This window comes from Armatimonadota bacterium (assembly GCA_031081585.1).
Taxonomy (GTDB): domain Bacteria; phylum Sysuimicrobiota; class Sysuimicrobiia; order Sysuimicrobiales; family Humicultoraceae; genus Geohabitans; species Geohabitans tengchongensis.
The window spans coordinates 44,761-63,765 of the sequence record JAVHLY010000002.1 but is presented as its reverse complement, the minus strand read 5'-3'; the positions used below and the strand labels follow the sequence as shown (position 1 = coordinate 63,765).

General features: G+C 73.4%; 20 protein-coding genes and 1 riboswitch. Of the genes, 2 read left to right on the top strand and 18 right to left on the bottom strand.

Going from position 1 to position 19,005, the window contains the following annotated elements; genetic code table 11:
• Nucleotides 1–31: 31 nt before the first annotated feature.
• From RB146_01400 to RB146_01380, 5 genes are all read right to left on the bottom strand, one after another.
• Complete coding sequence (locus RB146_01400; GenBank protein MDQ7827638.1) at nucleotides 32–1,192, bottom strand: GuaB3 family IMP dehydrogenase-related protein; 1,161 nt, start codon at nucleotides 1,190–1,192, stop codon at nucleotides 32–34.
• The gene (gene hpt, locus RB146_01395) at nucleotides 1,189–1,725 is read right to left on the bottom strand and encodes a hypoxanthine phosphoribosyltransferase (protein ID MDQ7827637.1); all 537 of its coding nucleotides are present in this window, start codon (nucleotides 1,723–1,725) and stop codon (nucleotides 1,189–1,191) included. The genes RB146_01400 and hpt overlap by 4 nt, the downstream gene beginning before the upstream one ends.
• Nucleotides 1,726–1,905: 180 nt before the next feature.
• Nucleotides 1,906–2,487 (bottom strand): orotate phosphoribosyltransferase, encoded by a 582-nt coding sequence (gene pyrE, locus RB146_01390; GenBank protein ID MDQ7827636.1) that lies wholly within the window; start codon nucleotides 2,485–2,487, stop codon nucleotides 1,906–1,908.
• A 2-nt stretch (nucleotides 2,488–2,489) separates the two neighbouring features.
• Nucleotides 2,490–3,182 (bottom strand): orotidine-5'-phosphate decarboxylase, encoded by a 693-nt coding sequence (pyrF, locus tag RB146_01385; GenBank protein MDQ7827635.1) that lies wholly within the window; start codon nucleotides 3,180–3,182, stop codon nucleotides 2,490–2,492.
• A complete protein-coding gene (locus RB146_01380) occupies nucleotides 3,175–4,176 on the bottom strand; it encodes a dihydroorotate dehydrogenase (GenBank protein MDQ7827634.1) in 1,002 nt (333 codons plus the stop codon). Before RB146_01380 ends, pyrF begins: the two co-directional genes overlap by 8 nt.
• 164 nt (nucleotides 4,177–4,340) lie before the next feature.
• Between RB146_01380 and RB146_01375 the strand changes: the two genes are divergently transcribed.
• Nucleotides 4,341–4,538 carry a hypothetical protein gene (locus RB146_01375; GenBank protein MDQ7827633.1) on the top strand — a complete coding sequence of 66 codons (198 nt, stop codon included), beginning with the start codon at nucleotides 4,341–4,343 and terminating at the stop codon, nucleotides 4,536–4,538.
• Nucleotides 4,539–4,719: 181 nt separating this feature from the next.
• On the opposite strand, the gene RB146_01370 is transcribed toward RB146_01375, so the two are convergent.
• The 3 genes from RB146_01370 to RB146_01360 all read right to left on the bottom strand — a co-directional run bounded on the left by RB146_01370 (nucleotide 4,720) and on the right by RB146_01360 (nucleotide 7,339).
• Entirely contained in the window at nucleotides 4,720–5,286 is a 567-nt protein-coding gene (locus tag RB146_01370) for a hypothetical protein (protein ID MDQ7827632.1), read from the bottom strand.
• Nucleotides 5,287–5,389: 103 nt separating this feature from the next.
• Nucleotides 5,390–5,647, bottom strand: a complete 258-nt coding sequence (locus tag RB146_01365) for a hypothetical protein (protein ID MDQ7827631.1) — start codon at nucleotides 5,645–5,647, stop codon at nucleotides 5,390–5,392.
• Nucleotides 5,648–5,740: 93 nt separating this feature from the next.
• On the bottom strand, nucleotides 5,741–7,339 hold the full coding sequence (locus tag RB146_01360; protein MDQ7827630.1) for an S-layer homology domain-containing protein: 1,599 nt from the start codon (nucleotides 7,337–7,339) through the stop codon (nucleotides 5,741–5,743).
• A gap of 459 nt (nucleotides 7,340–7,798) precedes the next feature.
• On the opposite strand from RB146_01360, the gene RB146_01355 reads away from it, so the two are divergent.
• Nucleotides 7,799–8,770 (top strand): NHL repeat-containing protein, encoded by a 972-nt coding sequence (locus tag RB146_01355; protein ID MDQ7827629.1) that lies wholly within the window; start codon nucleotides 7,799–7,801, stop codon nucleotides 8,768–8,770.
• 22 nt (nucleotides 8,771–8,792) lie between these two features.
• Here RB146_01355 and RB146_01350 read toward each other — a convergent pair whose 3' ends face one another.
• The 10 genes from RB146_01350 to lptB all read right to left on the bottom strand — a co-directional run bounded on the left by RB146_01350 (nucleotide 8,793) and on the right by lptB (nucleotide 18,995).
• Nucleotides 8,793–9,236, bottom strand: coding sequence for a resolvase (locus RB146_01350; protein MDQ7827628.1), 444 nt, complete (start codon nucleotides 9,234–9,236; stop codon nucleotides 8,793–8,795).
• 7 nt (nucleotides 9,237–9,243) lie between these two features.
• Nucleotides 9,244–9,549: an energy transducer TonB gene (locus RB146_01345; protein MDQ7827627.1), complete on the bottom strand. Its 306-nt coding sequence runs from the start codon at nucleotides 9,547–9,549 to the stop codon at nucleotides 9,244–9,246.
• Between the two features lie 781 nt (nucleotides 9,550–10,330).
• Nucleotides 10,331–10,882: a DUF6580 family putative transport protein gene (locus RB146_01340; protein ID MDQ7827626.1), complete on the bottom strand. Its 552-nt coding sequence runs from the start codon at nucleotides 10,880–10,882 to the stop codon at nucleotides 10,331–10,333.
• Nucleotides 10,883–10,926: 44 nt separating this feature from the next.
• Nucleotides 10,927–11,682, bottom strand: a complete 756-nt coding sequence (locus RB146_01335; protein MDQ7827625.1) for an ATP-binding protein — start codon at nucleotides 11,680–11,682, stop codon at nucleotides 10,927–10,929.
• Between the two features lie 13 nt (nucleotides 11,683–11,695).
• The gene (locus RB146_01330; GenBank protein ID MDQ7827624.1) at nucleotides 11,696–13,501 is read right to left on the bottom strand and encodes a TonB-dependent receptor; all 1,806 of its coding nucleotides are present in this window, start codon (nucleotides 13,499–13,501) and stop codon (nucleotides 11,696–11,698) included.
• Nucleotides 13,502–13,560: 59 nt separating this feature from the next.
• Nucleotides 13,561–13,792: riboswitch (cobalamin riboswitch) on the bottom strand.
• A 131-nt stretch (nucleotides 13,793–13,923) separates the two neighbouring features.
• Nucleotides 13,924–14,853, bottom strand: coding sequence for a DUF3084 domain-containing protein (locus tag RB146_01325; protein MDQ7827623.1), 930 nt, complete (start codon nucleotides 14,851–14,853; stop codon nucleotides 13,924–13,926).
• Nucleotides 14,854–14,857: 4 nt separating this feature from the next.
• Nucleotides 14,858–15,628, bottom strand: coding sequence for a polyprenol monophosphomannose synthase (locus tag RB146_01320; protein ID MDQ7827622.1), 771 nt, complete (start codon nucleotides 15,626–15,628; stop codon nucleotides 14,858–14,860).
• Nucleotides 15,607–17,208, bottom strand: coding sequence for a glycosyltransferase family 39 protein (locus RB146_01315; protein ID MDQ7827621.1), 1,602 nt, complete (start codon nucleotides 17,206–17,208; stop codon nucleotides 15,607–15,609). The genes RB146_01320 and RB146_01315 overlap by 22 nt, the downstream gene beginning before the upstream one ends.
• On the bottom strand, nucleotides 17,205–18,275 hold the full coding sequence (locus RB146_01310) for an LptF/LptG family permease (GenBank protein MDQ7827620.1): 1,071 nt from the start codon (nucleotides 18,273–18,275) through the stop codon (nucleotides 17,205–17,207). The genes RB146_01315 and RB146_01310 overlap by 4 nt, the downstream gene beginning before the upstream one ends.
• A 3-nt stretch (nucleotides 18,276–18,278) precedes the next feature.
• The gene (gene lptB / locus RB146_01305; protein ID MDQ7827619.1) at nucleotides 18,279–18,995 is read right to left on the bottom strand and encodes an LPS export ABC transporter ATP-binding protein; all 717 of its coding nucleotides are present in this window, start codon (nucleotides 18,993–18,995) and stop codon (nucleotides 18,279–18,281) included.
• Between the last annotated feature and the right edge of the window lie 10 nt (nucleotides 18,996–19,005).

The following is a 19,005-nucleotide window of genomic DNA, read 5'->3' as shown; positions in this document are numbered from 1 at the left end:
CCCGGGCCCGGTTCGACCGCGCGGCCGCGCGTCACCGCCCCTGCCCCACCCGCTGGGCGAACTGCAGCCCCTTCCCTTCCGTGGCCAGCGCCGGTGCCAGCACGATCTCCACCTCGTGCATCTCGGCGAGCGTCGTCGCCCCGCACATGCCCAACGCCGTGCGCAGCGCCCCGGCCAGGTTCTGCGACCCGTCGTCCACCACGGCGGGGCCCAGCAGGATCTGGCGCAGCGTCCCCGAGGTCCCCACGCGGATGCGCGTACCGCGCGGCAGGGCGGCGTGCGGCGTGGCCATCCCCCAGTGGAAGCCGCGGCCCGGCGCCTCCTCGGCCCTGGCCAGGGCCGAGCCCAGCATGACGGCGTCGGCACCGCAGGCGATGGCTTTGGCCACCTCCCCGCCCACCCCGATGCCCCCGTCGGCCACCACCGGTACGTAGACGCCGGTGCGGCGGCGGTACTCGTCGCGGGCGGCGGCCACGTCGGCAATGGCGGTGGCCTGGGGCACGCCCACCCCCAGCACGCGCCGGCTGGTGCAGGCCGCGCCGGGCCCCACCCCCACGAAGACCCCGGCGGCCCCCGCGTCCAGGAGCTGGAGGGCGGCGTCGTAGGTCACGCAGTTGCCCACCATCACCGGGACGTCCAGCCGGCGGGTCAGGTCGCGCAGCGAGAGGCTGGCCCCGCGGCGGCTGCGGTGGCGCTCGGTCACCACGGTCGACTGCACCAGCACGGCGTCGGCGCCCGCCTCCACCGCCGGACGGACCAGGCGCTCGGCCTGGGCCGGCGTCACCGAGACCAGGCAGGGCACACCGGCCGCCTTGATAGCCGCCACGCGCTCGGCCACCAGCTCCTCCCGCACCGGCGGGCGGTAGACCTCCTGGAGCCGCGCCACCGCCTCCTCCGGCGAAGCGCTGGCGATGGCCTCCAGGGCCACCTCCGGGTCGGGGTAGCGCGTCTGCAGTCCTTCCAGGTTGAGCACACCCGCCGCCCCCAGCGCGCCGAGCAGCGCGGCCGTGCGCACGTCCACCACGCTGTCCATGGCCGCCCCGAGGAAGGGCAGGGGGAAGGTCAGGTCACCGACGCGCCAGGAGAGGTCGACGTCCTCGGGGTCGACCGTCGAGGTCCCGGGGGCGAGCGCGATGTCGTCGAAACCGTAGGCGGTGCGGGCGGTGCGGTGGCGGCCGACGAAGGGCATCAGCGGTAGATCTCCGGTTTGAGCACGCAGATGAAGGGGACGTTGCGGTAGCGGCCGGCGTAGTCGAGCCCGTAGCCGACCACGAAGCGGTCGGGGATCTCGAAGCCCCGGTAGTCGATGCGCACCTCCCGGCGCCGCCGCGGCACCTTGTCGAGGAGGGCGCAGACCGCCAGCGAGGCCGGGTAGCGGGCGCGCAGGAGCTCCAGCAGGTAGTCCATGGTGTAGCCGGTGTCGATGATGTCGTCCACGACCACCACGTGGCGCCCCTCGATCGACTGGTCCAGGTCCTTGAGGATGCGCACGATCCCGGAGCTCTCCGTCCCCTGCCCGTAGGAGGCGGTGGCCATGAAGTCCACGGCGCAGGGGATGGTGATGGCCCGCAGCAGGTCGGCGAGAAAGACGAACGATCCAGTCAGAATGCCCACCAGCAGGGGCTCGCGCCCGTCGTAGTCGTGAGAGATGGCCCGACCGAGCTCCTGGATCCGCTGCTGGAGAGCCTCAGTGGGAATCAGGATCTCATCGACGTCGTCGAGCAGGGACACGGCCCCTCCAGGAAGGAAGGCAGCCTGTGCGCGGCCGGTGCAGAAGACGTAAAATTTATTATAGGAACGGTGCACCTGACCTGTCAAATGCCACCTAGATATTGGAAACATTTACCGGGGGAGCGTCCAGGTCGTTCGGTTCTGCGCTCCGCCCAACCTGCAGCAGCGGCGCGGTCAAGGTGCCGGGGTGGCGTGCGTGCGGCTCCCGGGTTTCGTGAACGGGAGTCCTGCGCGGCAGAGGGGACAGAGGGCCGGCAGGTAGGCCTCCGCCTCCACGGTGACCAGCGCCTCAAAGGGGACCCCCAGGGTGAGCGCCGTGCCGCTGCGGTCGACCAGGGCCCCGATCCCCACCACCTGGGCGCCGTGGGCCTCGAGCAGCCGCTTCACCTCGCCCACCGCCGCTCCGGTGGTCACGACGTCCTCGACGACGAGCGCGCGCTCCCCCGGGCGCACCGTGAAGGAGCGGCGCAGGGCCATCCGGCCTTCCTCCCGCTCCGTCCACAGCGCCCGCGCCCCCAGCTGGCGGGCCACCTCGTAGGCCAGGACGATCGCCCCGATGGCCGGCCCGACCACGACCTCGACGCCCCGGTCGCGGAACCGGTCGGCGAGCTCGCGGCAGGCCTCGGCGGTCTCGGTGGGGTGCTGGAGGAGGAGGGCGATCTGGATGTAGGTGGGACTGTGCATCCCCGAGCTGAGGAGGAAGTGCCCCTCCTGGTAGAGGGGGTGGCGCCGGAAGATCTCCGCGAAGGACGCCATGGCTAGGTGGGAGCGGCGCTCCCCAGCCGCAGCTCCTCGAGGATCGCACGCGCCGCGACCGCAGGATCCCCGGCCTCGACGATGGGCCGGCCCACCACGACCAGGTCGGCCCCCGCCTGCGCCGCCTCGGTTGGGGTGGCGACGCGCTGCTGGTCCTCGGCCGGCCAGCCGCGCGGCCGCACCCCGGGGGTGAGCGTGAGGAAGCCGCGGGGACAGGCGGCGCGCACGAGCCCCACCTCGCGGACGGCCACGACCGTCCCGTCCATGCCCAGCGAAGCCGCCCACCGCGCCTGCTCCTGCACGCGGCGGTCGTGGTCGCCCTCCTGACCGATCGGGAGCGGCTCGCTGGTCAGATGTGTGACGCCGAGCAACCGCGGCCCGCCGGCCTCCCGGGCCGCGGCAGCGCCCGCCCGCACCATCGCCTCCCCGCCGGCCAGGTGCACGGTCAGGTACGATGCGCCCAGGCGCGCAGCGGCGCGGACGGCGCCGGCGACGGTGTGGGGGATGTCGTGCAGCTTGAGGTCCAGGACGACTACCCCGCCCCGCTCCCGTACCAGCGCCACGGCCTGGGGCCCTGTCGCGGTGAAGAGTTCCAGCCCCACCTTGAAGTGCGTGACGATCCCCTCGAGCCTGTCCAGCAGGGCGCGGGCCCGGGACAGGTCGGGGACGTCCAGGGCGACGACCAGCTCAGCCACTCCAGCCCTCCGCGGCGAGCGCCAGGCCCGGGGCCTCATCCGGCAGGCCCTCGACCGCACCGACCACCTGGCGGATGTCGCTGAACCCGTGCTGCTGCAGGTAGGTGGCGAGGCCCGCGGTGATCCGGCGCGGTGCCTCCGCATCCACCAGCACGGCAGACGCCACGCCCACGGCGTGGGCCCCCACCAGCAGGAACTCCAGCGCGTGCTCGGCCGTGAGGACCCCGCCCATGCCGATGACCGGGAGACCGGTGGCGCGCGCCACCTCCCAGGTGAGGCGCACCGCAACCGGCCGGATCGCCGGCCCCGACAGGCCGCCAAGCCCGGCGCCCAGCCGAGGGCGGCGGGTGCCCGGGTCGATGGCCAGCCCGGCCAGCGTGTTCACGCACCCGAAGGCGTCCGCGCCCGCCCCGGCCGCGGCACGCGCCACCGCCGTCACGTCGGTGGCGTTGGGGGTGAGCTTGACGATGAGCGGCCGCCGGGTGGCCCGCCGCACGCCCGCCACCAGCTCCTCCGTCAGGCGGGGCTCACTGCCGAAGCGCTGGCCGGCGTGCACGTTGGGGCAGGAGACGTTCAGCTCGATGGCGGCCACCCCGTCCTCGGCGTCCAGCCACTCGGCCAGACGGACGAACTCCTCGACCGTCGTGCCGGCCACGCTGACCACGATGGGGATGCCCAGCGTGCGCAGGAAAGGGAGGTCTTTCACCAGGAAAGCAGCCAGGCCTGGGTTGCGCAGCCCGACGGCGTTCAGCCAGCCGCCGTCCACCTCGACCACGTGCGGCCGCGCGTGCCCCTCGCGGGGCTCCAGGGTCACCGACTTGGTGATGAACCCCCCGAAGGCGCGCAGGTCCACCGCCCCCTGGACCTCCCGCCCGAAGCCCAGCGGCCCGGGGGCGGCCAGCACCGGCGTGGGGAAGGTGATGCCGGCGAGGGTGATGGCCAGACGTGGGCCCCCGGCGGGGTGGACCTCGGCAGCTTGGGACGACGTGGGCACGCGGGCAACCCCTCCCTCTTCTGATTCCACCCGATCCGCCCGGATCCTCGCACCGGACGAGCACCAAGGCGGACCGGGCGCTGTGTCGTGGGTAACAGTCGGAGGAGGCGGGAGGGGCTATGCTCCCCTGGCACGACACTCCAGCTCGGAGGGAGGACGACACGATGAAGCGTGCACTGGCACGGTGGTTCCTGCCTGTTGCCCTCGCGCTCACCAGCGCGCAGGGGGCCGCGGTTCCCCTGGTGGCTCAGGTCTACTACCTGGACCAGGACGGACCGGGCCGCGACCGCACCGACCTCAGCGCCCAGACCATCTGGCTCGACCAGGACGCTCCTGGCCGTGACCGCGTGGACGTGGGCTAGATCGAGCATCCGAGGGTGAGGGATCCCATCCCCTCACCCTCGCCCCTCACCCTCGCCCCTCACCCTCGCCCCTCACCCTCGCCCCTCCCCTCGCCATCCCCTCCGTCGCGCCATTTCCCCAGCCGCTCGTCCTCCTCCTGGATGCCGCAGAGTGTCGGAGCGGTTCAGGGGAGCGGAGAGGTCAGGAAGTGGGAATCCGCCGCAGCAGGTCCGGGAAGCGCCGCACGAAGTCCGCAATGGCCAGCTCGGCGGCCCTGAGGAGCGGCAGACCCCCCTGATCGTATCCATGGACCTCCGTGCGCATCGGGAGGCCCGGAACCACCGCAGACCCGAGGTGAATCGCCAGCACCACAGTCGCCGCCGGAGGACCTTCCGGGATCTCGTCGGGCGTCAGCGGGGGACGCGCTGGATCGACGTCCGCGCGGATGAGGCTCCCGGTGATGAAGAGGCGGGCACCGGCTCGTCGAGCCACTTCGCTGGCACCCGCGATCGTGCGGAGGTCGGCAGCCCGCCCCCCTGTCTCCCGGATGGCCCGTTCCACGTCGGCAGCAGGCACGATCGGGTACCCACGCTGGGCGAGGCTCTGGGCCAGGCGGAGGGTAGCGAAGCGAGCCAACGCGCCACGCATCCCAACTTCGTCCGCGAAGGGCAGGATGGCGATGGGACCCACCTGTTGGGCCGTGACCCTGGCTCCCGAGGGCGGGGCCAGGGCGACACCGGCGAAGACTGCCAGGAGGAGAGATCCCACCCGGCGGGCAGGCACCCTTCGCATCATGGCCCTGGTGACTCTCACCTGCTTCACCTCCCTCAGGCATGGAGGCCCCGGCGGGCACTACCCCAGAGGGGAGCGGTCAGGTCCCCCGGCGGCGGACGATCGACCACACGCCCCCCTGCTGCTTGACCAGGTCGCCCACTTGCACCTGCTGCCAGAAGGGGAAGGGGGCGGCGTAATCGTGCCCGTTGATGACGAGGATGAACTCCCCCCCGGAGGGGTCGTAGCGTTTGGCCTCCACCCAGCCGATGACCTCGGGCTGCCCGGGTTCCCGGTCGCAGCCAGGGACGAGCTGGGCCAGCGGTAGGAGGAGGACCAGCACGAAGGCGATCTTCACACCATCCCCCCTTGGGTCGCGGACGACGTGTGCGTATGAGGAAACGAAAACGCCCCCGGGGAGAGTTTCCCCGGGGGCGCCCCGTTCCCTGCTCTACCAGGAGTAGGTGAGCTGCACCCGGTAGAAGTTCGTCGTGTCAGCTCCGGCGACGGTCTGCCGGAACCACATCGGGCTGAGCGTGGTGCGCGGCGCGATGGTCCAGTTCAGCCGCGCCCAGAAGGTGCTGACGCTGGCCCCGGAGGCCACACCCGAGCCGGGTGCGGTGTTGATCCGGGTGTAGGACTCGTAGGTGAGCGCCGCGTTCACCGTGGGCGAGAAGGTCAGGCTGAGGTTCGTGCCCCACCCGCGCATGTTCCAGCAGTCGGTCGCGCTGAAGAGGATCTCGTCACACGCGTAGGTGTAGACGGGCACGTCCCCGCCCGCCGGCAGCGGACCGTAGTTCTTGTACCAGATGTCGAGCACCGGCGAGAAGGTGGTCAACCCGGCCAGGGTGGCCAGGTTGAGCGAGACCCCCGCCCGCCAGGCGCTGGCGGCCGACAGCCCCGTGAACGTCCACGAGGCGTACTCCCCGTAGAAGTTCAGGCCGGAGATGAGCGTGCCGCCGAGGTCGACGCTGAAGCCGTTGCCGCGCGTGGAGGCCGCCGGGACACCGGCCGCCGCACCCAACGGGCCGCCCGCCACGGAGAGCGGGTTGCGCTCCGTGTAGTAGGAGGCCCCGAGCGTCCAGCCCGGCATGATGTCAAAGGTGCCGCGCACGCCCCAGTAGTTCAGCAGGGGCGCGCTGCCCAGGCCGCTGCCCGTCGAGGTCTGGTTGTCCTGGGCGACGAAGGCGAAGAGCTTGAGCGGGCCGACGTTGAAGTTGGCGGTGACGCCGTCGTTCACGCCGGTGGTCCACCCGGCATTGGCATGGTCGAAGAGCAGGCCGACGCCGAAGCCCCAGTTGGGCGTGCCGCCCAGCGTGATGGGCTGCCGGCCGACCCGCCATGCGATGGGAATCCCCCACGCCGTGTTGATGTCCAGATAGGCCAAGTCGAAGGCGACGCTGTTGAACACCGCAGTGTTACCGAATCGGACGTCGAAGTTCCCCGCACCGGCGTTATTGGCGGCCCACAGCCGGACCGTGGCCTTCACGGCCGGGGTCACCTGGCCGGTGAAGGTGAGACGGGCCCGGAGGCGGGCGTCGGGAGCCCGGCCGGTGCCCGACCCGCTGGGCGAGCCCTGCGGGAAGATGTTGTAGCGGAACCGGAAGTCCCCGGTCACCTTGGTGTTGTCGAGGCGGGCCCGGAGGGCCTGCAGCTCCTCCTCCACCGCAGTCACGCGCACGCCCAGCGCGGCCAGCTCGGCGCGGAACTCGTTCACGAGCCGCTGGACGGTGGCGAGCTTCGTGCGCACGGCGTCGAGGTCCGCACGCCGCACTTCCGGCGGTGGGATCTTGGGAGGCTCGGGGATCTTGATGGCCTCGATGCGGGCCAGCAGCCTGGCCACGACCATGGCCATCTCGTACCGGGTCATGGCCCGGTCGCCCTTGAACGTCCCATCGGGGTAGCCCTCGATGAGACCTTTCGCCGCCAGCTCGGCGATCGCGTCGAAGGCCCAGTGGTCGGTGGGCACATCGGCGAACGGCTGAGCGAAGGCGGGAGCAACGAGTGCCAGTGAGAGCACCGTTGCGATGGCAAACGCGAGGTACCTCATCTGCTCCCAACCCCCTTCAGGGTCTGAGGTCGAGCCGGCTGATCCAGGGGCTGGTGCAGAGTGGTCGTGTTTCCTCCGTCCTCACCCCGGGAGTCCGGCTCGCGGCTCTCCCCCATCCCGTCTCCCCGCAATGCACTTCCTCCATCACCTCCTCCTGGCGGTGGAGCCGCCCTGGGCCCGGACGGGCCGGATGGCGGAGACGGCTCACAATGACAGCAGCGCGGCAAACGCCGTCTGAACCAGTTCTGAGTCTGTCGTCAGGTGCGCGGCGGAACCGACCGCCGCGATACATCAGGACACGCGATGAAACACTGAGGCCGCGCCCCGCTGGACCACGGGCGCGTCTCCAGTGTACGGGCCGGGCTGATGAGCCTGTCAAGTCGCAACCTTACTCTCATGCCCCACTACGGCCCTGAATAGACGTTCGACGGGACCCCATGATATCCTTCCTCGCCGTCCATGACTACGCGACACCGTCTGATCGGGGTCATCTTCCTCATGGCCGGGAGTGCGGCCGGACTCATGGCCGGGACTGCCGCCGGAACCGCCCAGACCCAGGCGGGTTCCGCCATCTACCTGAACGACGCCGGGAACGGCCGGGTGGTCCGGATGGCGGACATGCGGGGCACGGGCTGGGCTGTGTTGCCCGGACAGGCTGGCGAACGCACGTTCGCGTTCCAATCGGGCGTCGCCGTCGACGGGGCGGGCAGGATCTACTTCACCGACGCCACCGCCGCCCGCCTGGTCCGGGTGGACGACATCACCGGGCGGAACTTGGTAGCCTACGGCCGTCGCGGGTCGGGACCTCACGAGTTCGACCTGCCGGCGGGCATCGCCCTGGACGGCCAGGGGCGCATCTACATCGCCGACGCCAGCAACGCCAGGATCGTGCGGGTGAACGACCTGACGGGCAGCGGGTGGACGGCGTACGGGAGGCGTGGCAGGGGGACGCACGAGTTCGGGTTTCCGCAGGATGTGGCCGTCGACCGCGCCGGCCGCATCTATGTGACCGACGCCCTCAACGACCGCATCATCCGCATCGACGACCTGACCGGGGCGGGGTGGACGGCGCTCGGCCGGCGGGGCTCGGGTCCCGGCACCTTCGACCATCCCACGGGGATCGCCGTGGACGACCGCGGGCGCCTCTACGTCACCGACTCGGCCAACGACCGCGTCGTGCGCGTCGACGACATGACCGGCGCCGGCTGGACGGCGCTGGGCCGGACCGGTGCCGGGCGCCACGAGTTCGTCTTCCCCACGGGGATCGCCCTTGACGCCGCGGGACGGGTCTACGTGACGGACGAGAACCACCGGGTGGTGCGCATGGCGGACCTGACCGGGGCCGGGTGGAGCAGTTACGGGACGATGGGTGCCGCACGCGGCAACTTCTTCTTCCCGTCGGCGGTCGTGGTCGTGGGGACGCCGCCCTGACGCGTGCCCCCGGTGCGCGCCCTCACCCGCCTGCGGTGACGCGCTCGATGAGCACCACAGCGGCGTAGTCGTCGTACTCCTCCGGCGGCACCTGCAGCGAGCGCGGGATCAGGCGGCGCCACCCGCGCGGCGGGTGCTCGGCGAAGTAGCGCCGGCGCGCCTCCAGGGTGGAGCCGCGCTCCGCGACGATCCGCACCGGAGGCAGACCGGGAACGGCGGCCAGGAGGGCGCGCACCCGGTCGTGGCCGGTCCCCGCACCCAGGAGCACCTCGCCCACCCCAAACGCCTCGACCCAGGCCTGCACCGTGTGGGCCAGGGCGTCCAGCGGCACCACCGCCCGGGCCAGGATCGCTCCCCGGCGGCCGACAGCCACGCCGCACTTGGCCCGCCCCGGATCGATGGCGAGCATCGGGGGCGCGCCCTCGCCGACGGCCCCTCCGTGGCGCACCTCGCTCACGTCGCCCACCGCCCGCTCAGTCGTGGAAGGTCACCCAGAGCAAGAGGTAGGCCTCGATGGGGACCCCGTCGCGGCGCGCCGGGGCGAACCGCCAGCGACGCAGCCCCTCCACGGCGACCCGGTCGAGGGCAGGGTCACCGCTTGGCACCACGACCACGGCCTGGCCTACGGAGCCGTCGGTCCGCACGAGCAGCCGGACACGCAGCCGGCCGCGCACCGGCACCTGCTCCAGCGCGCTGACCTCCCCGGGACCCGCCGTTACCCGGCCGCGCAGCAGCGGGTGGAGCGGGGGAGCCTCCAGGACGGTGGGAGGCGTGAGCACGGAGAGAGGCGCCGGCGAGGGAACCGGTGCAGGGACGAGAGGCGGGGCTGCGGCCGGCGCTGAAGGAATGGCCTGCCCCGACTCGGCGCCCGGCGCCGGGGAGGCCGACGGCACGGGGTCGGCCGGCGAAGGCGATCCTGCGACAGAACCCGGCGCTTCGGTGCTCTGCGGCTCCTGCGCGCTGGCGGGCGCGCTCCCCTGTCGTACGCTCCTCCCTGCGACACTCCCCGCGGCCGCACCCGGTCGGGCCCTGCGGGCCGCATGGGGCGCTGCGGAGCCCGCTGTGGCCCGAGGCTCCGGCCGTTGCGGCTGCGCCTGAGCCGGTGGCGCGACGTGCGGGCTGGCGCGCACGGAGACGCCGGGGACCGGTGCGGCCGGCGAGGACCGGCGATGCCGCTCCCGGGCCTGCACGTGCCGGGGGCGCTCCGGCACCGGCCCGGGTGCCACCCTGGACTGAGGTGTGGTCGCGCCGCCCGAGGGGAGTGCGGCCGACCGCCCTCCGGACGACGTCCCGGCGTCTGCTGTCCGGAGCGGCTGAGGGTGGCCTTCCTCTTCTGCCGTGGGCGGACGCAGGGCGGACGTCGGCCTATGGACGCGGGCTGACGGCGCCGCGGGCCGCACCGACGGCCCTGAAGGTGACCCGGGGAGATCACCGCCACTGCGCAGGGCCAGCGCCAGCACGCCCACGGCCAGGGCTGCACCGGCCAGCCACGCCCGCGACCGGGACCGCACCGCCGGCCCCACTGCCGTGCGCGTCACCCTGCTGTGGGCATGGCCCGCCTCACGCCGTCCCGGGGGACCGGGCCGACGCCCGCAGGGCTGGCACCGTGCGCTCCAGGAGGGCGAAGCCGCCGAAGAGCAGGACGGTGAAGGCCAGGTCGCCCAACAGCGTGTTGCGGAAGAAGGGGAGCCCGGCCACGTACGCGGCGACGAGACCGGCCGCCGTCTTCGGGTAGAGCCCTCCGACGAGCCAGACCCCGAAGTTGGTCACCAGGAAGAAGAGCGTGGATGCCGCCAGCGAGGCCGCCACGAGCGGGGCAGGCCGGCGGCGGCCGCGCAACAGCCGTCCGATGAGGGCTGTGGCGGCCAGGGCGGCGTAGACGAAGGGGATCGTGGCGTGCAGGCCCAGGACCAGGTCGCTCAGCACCATGGCGCCCAGCGGGACCAGGACGGCCAGGCGCAGGTCGACGAACGCGGCCCCCCCGAAGAGGGCCATGGCCGCTACCGGGGTGACGTTCGGCGGGTGCGGGAGGAGGCGGGAGGCGGCCGCCGCCACGATCAGGAGGGCCACAGCCAGGTGGCGGGGAGCGAGGGCGGGCCTCCCCTGGCCCACGGGGCCCGGGACCTCTTCGGACCGTCGTCCGAGCCATCCACGCATCACGTCCTCACCTCCACCCGAACTGCCGTCTCCGGGAGCTCGCCCGACTCGACCGGCGCGGCCGACGCCGGCGGCTCCGAGACCGCGGCTCCGCCTGCCGGGAGCAGGTCGGCGAAGTGCCAGCGCCCCCGGGTGACCACCGCGCCCCGCTCCACGCGCACGCCAGGGCCGAGCCGCGGCCCGGCGGTGACGAAGGTGTGGAACTCCCCGCGCTCGCCGCAGGGGTCCACCCCCGGAGGCAGCGCGGCCAGCAAGGCCGCGTCGAAGGCGCGTCCGGCCCAGCTCCGGTCCAGGACCTCACCGTCGACGCACGTGACCACGGCGCGGCAGCCGTCGCGCACGAAGGTGCGGGCAGCCTCCGCCGTGTCGCGGCCCCAGATGGGGAAGACGGGCTCCAGGCCGAGCCGCGCCATCAGGGTCTCGCGGTAGGCGCGCACGTCCGCCAGGAAGAGGTCCCCGAAGGCCACGCGGTGCAGGCCGCGGTCGCGCCATGGCGTCAAGGCCTCGGCCAACCGCGCCTCGTAGACCGCGTTGGTCGTCTCGGCGGGCAACACCACGGTCACCAGCGGGAGCTGCAGCGCCTGCGCCTGCTGCTCCACCAGGACGCGGCGCACGCCGTGCATGCTCACCCTATCGTACACCGCGGTGACGGTGGTGATGAGCGCCTGGACCCGTTCCCCCGCCGCCTCCAGGGCGAGCAGGGCCAGCAGGCTGTCCTTGCCGCCGCTCCAGGAGAGGAGGACCGCCGACGTCATCACCCGCCTCAGCTCAGAACCGCCCGCCCACCTGCAGGTAGACGGTGCGCCCGGGCGCGGGGAACCCGGCGAGCGGCTCGTAGCGCGCGTCGAAGAGGTTGTCCACCCCCGCCCGCCAGACCACGTCGCCGGCCACGTGCTCGGCGCGCAGGCCCACGGTCAGGTACGGCGGCAGCGTCACCCGTGTCGCCGGGAAGGTGGAGAAGTCCAGGTCGGGCCGGGCCCCCACGTAGGCGGCCACGAGCCCCAGCGTGGTGGCGGGCGCGACCGCAAATCGCAGCGCGAGGGCCGCCTGCCAGGCCGGCTGTCGGAGCAGGGCCTGCCCGGTCGTGCGGTCCACGGCATCGGTCCAGGTGAGGGTGAGGGTGCCGCTCCACGGGCCCGCCGCTCGCAGGACCAGGTCCGCGGAGGCGCCGGCGATGCGCGCCGACCCCACGTTCTGGGGCGGGCATCCCCCGAGGATCAGGTCCTGCGCGTCGGTGTAGAAGGTGTTGAGGCGCAGGAGCGTCCCCGGCCGCAGGACCACCTCCACGCCCAGGTCGGCGGCCCAGGCCTGCTCCGGGCGCAGGTTGGGGTTGCTGCAGCCGGGGAAGAAGAGCTCCCCCATCGTTGGAGCCCGGGAGGTCCGTCCCACCCCGCCGCGCAGCCGCACCACCGGCGAGAGGAAGTGCACGAAGCCCAGGCGCGGGTTCACCTGGAGGCCGTAGGCGGAGTGGTGCTCCAGCCGCAGACCCAGGCCGGCGAGGGTGCGGTCGCCCAGCATCCCGTCGAGCTGGCCGTAGGCGGCGGCGGTGGTCGTGCGGGCGTCGAAGGCCGAGAAGGTGTCGCGGTAGGCGAAGGTGGCCTGTTGCCACTCCACGCCCCACCCGAGCACACCCGTCCCGTGCGCGTGCGAGGCCTGCCAGGTGCCTCCCCAGGCCTGGCCCCGGCTCGTGCTGGCGAATCCCGGCGAGGTGAAGTCGAGGCTGTCGCCCAGCCACCAGACCCGCCCCAGGCGGAGGCCGTCTGCGCCTTCCCGTGTCCAGGCGAGCGCCGCTGCCGTGCGGGCGTCGCGCAGGCGGTCTGCAGGCGTCGGGAACGCCGTGGTCCCCGGCAGGCCCGCCTCCCCGGCGCTGTGGTGCAGGGTGAGGGCCAGGCGACCCGCACCGGCGTCCCGCTCCCACCGCGCCACGCCGGTCCAGCGCGTGCCGTCGCCGTTGGGCCGGTAGCCGGCGGTGGCCAGGCGTTCCACCCCCAGCCGCACCATGCCCGCATCGGTGTCGGCGCCGAGGCGCAGCACGCCCTGCGTCGTCCCGTGGCTGGCCGCCATGCCCTGCGCCGATGGACGGGCGTCCCGGCGTGTCGTCACGCTGATGACGGCGAAGCCGCTGTGGAGCGCCGCGTAGGGGCCGCGCACGACCTCGATCCGGTCCACCTCCGCCAGCGTGATGGTGCCCAGGGAGACGCCGAACTGGGCCGTGGCGCCCAGCGGCACACCGTTCAGCAGGACGTGAACCTGCTGGGGGGTGCTGCCGCGGACCGAGGGCTGGTGCAGGCTCATCGTGCCGCCGCCCGCGGAGCGCACGGTGACCTCGGCCAGCAGCGTGAGCGCCTCAGCGAGGGTCAGGAAGCCCATGCGCCGCAGCTCCTCCCCGGAGAGGACGGTCACGTAGGCTGGCGTGGTGGCGCTGTGCTGGGGGCGGAGGCCGGGGACGACCACCTCCTCCCCTTCGAACGTGGGGATCTGCCCACGGGCGGGCGCCGTGCCTGACGCGAGCACGAGGAGCAAGAGCAGCGCGCCCGCAGTGGGTCTGCGGGCGCGCGGGGCCAGACGTCCCATCGAGCCCACCTCCCTTTCCGCGAAGGTCGAGGGCGCCGCTCCGCGGGTCCCGTGGACCACGGCGGGCGGTGGGCACAGGCAGGTCTTCTGGCTCCGGATCCTCGCACGCTCCCGGCCTTCCCAGGCGCAGGGCCCAGTGGCGCCGACCGCCCCCCGCGAGGGCGACCGGCATGGGAGCGCACTCTCCGTTACAGCGGCGGGACCGCGCCGGACTTCCCGGATCTTCCGGGGCACCGGCTTCCCTATTCTGACGGAGGCGGACCTCCGTCCACCTGTGCCGCGTGCGGTTCATTTCACCGTCGTCCCCGGTGGGTCCTGCCGCGCGGGGCCTGGCAGGGGCTGCCGCGCGGGGCGGGGCCAACCGCATGGGGCCCGGGGAGTGCTGCCGCGCCGTGCGCGGTGATCCGGCCGCAGCCCCGCGCTCAGCCGCGCCGGCGGACCGTCACGAGCACGGGACCGACGGTGAAGGTGTCGCGGCTGACGACCACCTCGACCCCGACCGGACGGTCGAGGCGGTCGAGCTCGGCCACCAGGCGGCGGACGTCGTCGATGGCGGCCTGCACCACCGGCGGGTCGGTGATGCGCGCGAACGGCGGCGAGAGCACGCGGCGGCGGGCCGGCTCCGCCGAGCGCTCCACCAGCTCGAGCACCTGCCGGCCGATCTCCTCCCGGCGGGCCCGCCCGTCCACCGTCCCGCGCAGGAGCACCGTGCCGCGGCGGAAGGCCAGCACGTTGTCGAGGAGCTGGATGTAGACCTCCAGGGGCTCCCCGCGCAGCGTGTTCTGGTTGGCGACGATGCGGACGACCGTCTCCCCCGGGTGCGTGCGGACCAGCTCGGCCACCCGGTCCCAGGTGAGGCGCGGGGGGAAGAGGATAAGCACCGAGCCGGTCTGCCCGTCCACCCCGATGCCGTTCTCCAGGGCCAGGTCCACCGCGCGCAGCCGCAGCAGGTCCACTGCGGCCTGGACCCGGACGAGCGGGAGACGCCCGTCCACGAGCCCCCGCAGGACCTCCTGGTTGGTGAGGTAGGCGATGTCGCCGCCCTTGAGCTGCCGCAGCCGCGCCTCCGCCTGGTCGATCTCCCCTTCCAGGCGGGCGGTCTGTGCCTGCAGCTCGCGGAAGCGGAAAAGGGCCGTCCGCGCGTCGGCGGAGACGAGCAGCACGGCGGCCAGGGTCACCAGCGCGATGAGCATCCCGGAGACCACCGTGATCACCTGCGCCGTGCGGCGAGGTCGCAGGCCGAAGAGCGTGAGGCGGCGGCGGCCGATGTTGCGCCCGACCAGGTTGCCGATGTAGGCGATGGCCCCGCTGACGAGGATGAGGAGGGGGACGAGGATCAGGCCGAACTCCATAGTGCTAGCGCCCTCCGCCCTCCCCCGGCCGCGTCACGCCCCCGGGTGGCGCCCCAGGCCCGGCCGTGCGCACCAGGCGGCGCACCAGGCGCAGGTAGGCCGTGACCTCGTGCAGGTCCAGCTTGCTGCGCCCCGCCACCCGGTCGACGAAGGTGTAGGGGACTTCCACGACCCGCAGCGCGCGGTGGCGCGAGAGCACCTCCAGCAGGATCTTGAACCCCAGCGCCCAGTAGTCGGCGCCCGCCAGGACCTCACGACGGGCGGCGAAGAAGCCCGAGAGCGGGTCGCGCACCTCGAGGCGCAGCAGCGCCCGGGCGGTGGCGGTGGCCACGAGGCTGGCCAGCCGCCGGGGCCAGGGCCAGCCGACGATGCGCCCGCTGGTCACGTACCGCGACCCCACCGCCACGTCGGCCCCCGTGCGCAGCGCCGCGACGAGCGCCGGGATGGTCTGGGGCGGGTGGGAGCCGTCGGCGTCCATCACCACGACCACCTCGCCCCGCGCCACCGTGGCCCCGGCCACGACGGCGGAGCTCAGGCCCAGCTTGCTGCTGCGGCGCAGGACGCGCACGGCGAGCCCGTCGACGCCGTCCAGGGCGGCCGCCGCCTCGGCGGTGCCGTCGGGTGAGGCGTCGTCGACCACGACGGCCTCCAGGCGCAGGGCCGGGGCGAGCGTGGCCAGCTCCCGCAGGAGGACCGGAAGGGTGGCGCGCTCGTTGTAGGTCGGCAGGACGACCGTGGTGAGCGCCTCGGCCATCACGACCCGCCCTCGGTACACGCGCGGCGCTTCTCCAGCACCATCGCCTCGCCGTGCCGCCACACCGGCCGCGCCACGTCGGCGAGCGGCTCCCCCCAGGCCCGGTAGACCGACGGCTTGGTGACGACCAGCACCGGGCCGGGAGCGCACACCGCCTGCCGGGTGGCCCTGGCATCCCAGGTCCACTCGACCTGTCGGTCGGTGTAGTAGACGAGCGAAGCCCACACGCTCACATCCGCCCCCACCACACGCGTCTGCGGCCTCAGCCGGGCATGCACGACCGCGGCCGCCGGCTGGGCGAACTTCAGCGCCTCCGCCTGCGGCACCACCCACGTGACCGTCCCGAGGAGCACGGCCGCTGTGGCCAGCGCGAGGACCGGCCCGGAGGCCCGGGGGCCCACCATGCGGTGCAGCAGGGCGGCCAGCAGCCCCGAGGCGGCCAGCAGCGCCAGCACGCCCCGGATGGCCGGGGCGGTGAGGGTCAGCTCGGTCGGGTATTTCAGGCGGCCGAAGAGGAGCACGAGGAGGGTCAGCGCGAGCATGATGGGGACGAGCGCGGCGAAGCCCCACCCCAGAAGGCGCCGCTCCAGCCCCCCAGCGGTCACCGCCCCGGCCCACAGGCGGCCGACGGCGATGGCCAGGGCGGGGAAGACCGGCAGGATGTAGTTGGGGAGCTTCGTCCCGGCCAGCGAGAAGAAGAGGAGCGGGGCGGCGATCCACACCAGGAGCAGGGCAGCGGCGGCCTCGCGGCGGTTCACCCACAGCCAGCGCAGCGCCGGCAGGAGGAAGGCCGACCAGGGAAACGCCCCGATCAGCAGGACCGGGACATAGTAGTACCAGGGGCCGGGCTGGTTCTCCACCACCCCCACGAAGCGCGTGATCAGGTAGTAGCCGACGGCCGACTGCAGGAAGGCCGTCCCGTGGCGGACCGTCTCGACCGCGTACCAGCTCGAGCCCACGAGGCCGTAGAGGAGGAGGGCATCCGGCGGCACCTCCCGCCACCGCTCCCGCCACTCCCCCCGGACCACCCACCACAGCCCCAGGACCATCACGGGCAGGAGCACACCGACGGGTCCCTTGGTGAGCGTGGCCAGGCCGGCGAAGAAGAACATCCACCGGTAGGCCCGGCGGCGGGCGCGGCGCGGGCCCTCGGTGGCCCGCACCCCGGCCGCGAGCGCCAGCAGCAGCCAGGCCAGCAGCGGCATGTCCAGCAGCCCCAGCCGGGCCAGCGCGAAGACCTCCAGCGTCGTGGCCAGCACCACGCCCGCGGCGACGCCGGCCGGCGGGCCGTAGAGGTGCGCCCCCAGGTGCGCCGTGGTCACGACGGCCGCCACTCCCGCCAGCGCCGACCAGATGCGGGCGGTCCACTCGCTTAAGCCCAAAAGCGCGCCTGTGGCGGCCTGGAGCCACATGACGAGCGGCGGGTGGACGAACCACGGCGCCCCGTTGGCGTAGAGGGTGTAGAGCTCCCCCCGTCGGGCCACCTCGCGGGCGATGTGGGCGTACTTGGCCTCGTCCTGGTCCCACAGCGTTCCGGCTCCGAGCCGCCAGAGGAAGAGGAGGGCGGCCAGGACGGCCACCAGGACCAGGCCGCGCCTCACCGGGCCCGCCACAGCAGCACCCCGGCCACCCCGCCCGTGATCAGGTTGGGCGCCCAGGCGGCGAGCACCGGCGGGAGGCGCTCCGTCTGTCCCAGCGCCAGGGTGGTGTTCAGCAGGACGTAGTAGCCGATGAGGATGACGACGGTGATGCCCAGCCCCAGCGCCGCCCCGCCGCGGTGGGGGCGCAGGCCGAGGGGCACCGCCAGCAGGGCGAAGATGACCGCACTGGCGGGGAAGGCCACGCGGGAGTGGAGCCAGACCACGTACTGGGCCACGGACTCGCTGGCGCGGCGCAGGACGGCGATGTAGGCGCGCAGCTCGCGGATGGTCATCTCCGAGGGGTCCTTGCGGCCGAGCAGGATCTCCCGCGGCGTACGCCGCAGCTCCACGGCCATCCGCGCGAAGGCCGCCCGCACCGTCGTCGGCCCGTCCAGCGCGTAGAGGGTCCCCCGCAGGAACTCCCAGCCGGCCCCCTGGCGGTAGCGCGCCTCCTCGGCCTCGATCACCCGCCGCAGGCGCCCCTCCTGGAACTCGTTCACGGTGAGGTGGCGCAGCACCGAGGCGTCCTCGCCGAAGCTGCGGGCGTAGAAGATGGAGACGCGCTCCCCGATCTCCTCGCGGAAGAGGATGTGGCTCCCCGCCACGCGCGGCGCCCCGGTGGCGTCGGCGAAGGCCCGGTTGTGCCGGTCCTCGCTCACCGGGACCACGGTCTCGGCCAGGAGGATGGTGAGGCCCGCCACCAGGACCGCCGTCACCACCACCGGCCCGGCCACGCGCAGCAGGCTGATGCCGCTCGTGCGCATCGCCACCACCTCGTTGCGCTCGGAGAGGCGGCCGAAGGCGAGCAGCGTGCCGAGCAGCAGGCCCATGGGCAGCGAGAAGACCACGGCGTAGGGGACGCGCAGGAGGAGCAGGTGCAGGATCGTGCCCGGCGGCAGCTGCTGGTGCAGGGTGATGCGGGCCAGCAGGAAGAGGTGGTTCACCAGCAGGAACGTGGCGAAGACGGCCACGCCGAAGGCGAAGGGGCTGGCCACCTCGCGCACGACGTACCGGTCGAGGATGCGCATGGGTTACAGGCGGAAGCGCTCGCCCAGGTAGAAGCGCCGCGCCTCCTCGCTGGCCATGATCTCCTGGGCCGTCCCGGCGAAGAGGATCCGCCCCTCGTAGATGATGAGCGCCCGGTCGGTGATGGCCAGCGTGTCGCGCACGTTGTGGTCGGTGACGACCACGCCCAGGCCGCGGCGGCGCAGGTAGAGGACGATCTCCTGGATGTCGGCCACCGACTTCGGGTCGATGCCGGTGAAGGGCTCGTCGAGCAGGATGTAGGCGGGGGCCATGGCCAGGACCCGGGCGATCTCCACGCGGCGCCGCTCGCCCCCCGACAGCGTCGCCCCCAGCTGCCGGCGGAGCGGCGTGAGGTGGAACTCCTCGAGGAGCCTGTCCAGCGTCTCACGCCGCTCCGCCGGCCGCTGCCCGTTCGCCTCGAGCACCATCAGGATGTTCTCCTCCACGGTGAGGCCACGGAAGACGGAGGGCTCCTGGGCCAGGTAGCCGATGCCCAGGCGGGCGCGCTGGTGCACCGGCAGCCCGGTCAGGTTGTGCCGGTCCAGCCACACCTCACCGGCGTTGGGCGGCACCAGACCCACGATCATGTAGAAGGTCGTCGTCTTGCCGGCGCCGTTCGGGCCCAGCACGCCCAGGATCTCGCCCCGCTCCACCTGCAGGGAGACCCCGTCCACGACGGTGCGGGGGCCGTAGCGCTTCACCAGGTTGCGGGCCGCCAGCATCGCTCGACTC